Source organism: Streptomyces sp. NPDC005533 (genome assembly GCF_042871845.1).
Taxonomy (GTDB): domain Bacteria; phylum Actinomycetota; class Actinomycetes; order Streptomycetales; family Streptomycetaceae; genus Streptomyces.
Window position 1 is genome coordinate 1 of sequence record NZ_JBIAJH010000182.1, and the last position, 1,497, is coordinate 1,497.

General features: G+C 67.1%; 1 protein-coding gene. It reads right to left on the reverse strand.

The window, feature by feature from the left end; all coding sequences use genetic code 11:
• Positions 1-50: 50 nt before the first annotated feature.
• On the reverse strand, positions 51-1,265 hold the full coding sequence (locus tag ACFYP3_RS37800) for an IS110 family transposase (protein WP_388842650.1): 1,215 nt from the start codon (positions 1,263-1,265) through the stop codon (positions 51-53).
• Positions 1,266-1,497 lie beyond the last annotated feature (232 nt).

Below are 1,497 nucleotides of genomic sequence, written 5' to 3' on the forward strand. Positions count from 1 at the left end.
GATTCCCAATGATGCTGTCAAGCCGCAGTGACGGGCTCTTGAGAGCCGTCTCATGCCGCTGTGGCGGCGGGGATCGGAGCGGTCGCTTCGAAGGTGCGGTGGTCGCGTATGAGGGCCCAGAGCACATTGAGGCGACGCCGGGCCAGCGCGAGGATGGCCTGCTTGTGGTTCTTCCCCTCGGCACGTTTGCGCTGGTAGAAGGTTTTGGAGACGGGGCAGTGCATGGCGGCCACCTGGGCGGAGAGGTAGCACATCCGCAGGAGCCTTCGGCTGTAACGGCGTGGCCTTTTCAGGTTGCCGCTGACTTTCCCGCTGTCGCGTGGAACGGGAGCGAGTCCGGCGACGCCGGCGAGGCGGTCGGGGCTTCCGAAGGCGGCCATGTCGCCGCCGGTCGCGGCGATGAACTCGGCGCCGAGCATGTCGCCGATTCCAGGCATGCTGGTGATCACTCCAGCGTCGGGATGCTCGCGAAACCGGCCCTCGATCAGGGCTTCGAGTTCGGCGATCTCCTGGTCGAGGGTCATCACCTCCCTGGCCAGGGTGTGGACCATCTTCGCGCAGGTCTTCTCCCCGGGAACGACGGTGAACTGGGCCTCGGCGGCGGTGACCGCGGCGTCCGCCGTGCTCTTCGCCGTGCTGGTGGTGCGCACGCCGTGGTTCTTCAGCCAGGTCGCCAGCCGGTTCCGGCCAATGCGCCGCAAGGCTGCCGGGGTCTGGTATCCCGTCAGCAGAATGAGCGCGCTCTTGGAGACGCTGTAGTCGAAGGCCCGCTCCAGGGCCGGGAAGTATTCCAGCATCTGGGCGCGGAGCCGGTTGATCGCGCGGGTCCGGTCGGCGGACAGGTCGATGCGGCGGGCGGTCAGGATCCGCAGGTCTACTGCGATCTCGTGGGTCTGCTCCAGCGGTTGCAGGTCGCGGCGCATGCGGGCGGTGTCGGCGATGACGAAGGCATCCTTCGCGTCGGTCTTCCCGCTGCCTCGGTAGGCGGCCGAAGCGTGGTGGACGGTCCGGCCGGGGATATAGAGCAGTTTCTGCCCGTGGTTGACCAGGAGCGCGATCCACAACGCGGCCCCGCCCGCGTTCAAGTCCACGGCCCAGGTGACCTGGCTGCCGCCGGCCAGGTCCAGGACGTCACCGAGCAGTTTCAGCAGCTCGGCCTCGCTGTTGGGCACACGGCGCGAGAGCACCGTGCTCGCCTCTGTGTCGATCACCGTGCAGTGGTGCTCGGCCTTGCCCGCATCCGTCCCAGCCCACAGTTCGGGCACCAGGTCCTCCTCCGTCGCTGTGCCTTCTTCCCGTCCCAGCAGACGACCTCGCCGACGTGTCCATACAAGCGATCGTTCGCGTATCCCAATGAGCGGCCGAGTCGTCGCGGGGAGCCGGGCGGCCAATCTCCTTGAGCCACAACAGCGGCTACCCCATGCCAGCCACACCCGACTCCCCTGGGTGTCCCGATCTTACGAATGACCCGAATCAACCCACGAAGAAAGGTATGGA